This is a genomic window from Pseudomonas sp. EL_65y_Pfl2_R96 (assembly GCF_963970905.1).
In the GTDB taxonomy this organism is placed as follows: Bacteria; Pseudomonadota; Gammaproteobacteria; order Pseudomonadales; family Pseudomonadaceae; genus Aquipseudomonas.
In genome coordinates this window covers 1-528 of the sequence record NZ_CAXAQH010000221.1, presented here as the reverse complement: position 1 = coordinate 528, position 528 = coordinate 1, and the positions used below count along the sequence as shown (strand labels likewise).

General features: G+C 70.1%; 1 protein-coding gene. It reads left to right on the top strand.

The features are described from left to right. Positions 1 to 92 precede the first annotated feature (92 nt). A complete protein-coding gene (locus AACY49_RS30315; protein ID WP_339527946.1) occupies positions 93 to 488 on the top strand; it encodes a helix-turn-helix domain-containing protein in 396 nt (131 codons plus the stop codon). The last annotated feature ends 40 nt before the right edge of the window (positions 489 to 528 follow it).

The following is a 528-nucleotide window of genomic DNA, read 5'->3' as shown; positions in this document are numbered from 1 at the left end:
GACCCCGTCATCGAGATGACGATCGTCGAGCCTGTGTCGGCACGGCTCACCGGCGCTGCGGCGACCAGCGTCCTGACCGACGGCCTGTCATCATGACCGGCACCATCACCCCCGGCGCGTACCTAAAGCGCTGCCGCCAGCGCGCCGGGCTCAGCATCGCCGATGTCGCCGCGCGCCTCTCGACCGAGCCGCAGACGTCCGAGCATCTGCGCGGCGAATGGCTCGAGCTGATCGAAGCCGACGCCACGCCCGCCACCTTCACCACCATCGTCGCGCTGCGGCTCGCCTATCGCTTTGATTTGACCGTGCTCGCCCAGCTCGAAGCGATCGCCCAGGGCGCGGATCTTCCCGCGCCGATCCTGTGCCGCATTTGCGCGTGCAGTGATGGCGATGCCTGCATGGACGCGCTCGGCTGGGCGTGTTTCTGGTCCGAGCCCGATCTGTGCTCAGCCTGCGCCACGCCGCCTGCGGCGAGCGTCGTCCAATGAGCGCCGACGGTAACCGCCGCCCCCGGCGCGCACGCCTGGC

Coding starts and splice junctions, on each gene's coding strand:
- AACY49_RS30315 (WP_339527946.1), top strand. CDS start 93: ATGACCGGCACCATCACCCCCGGCGCGTACCTAAAGCGCTGCCGCCAG.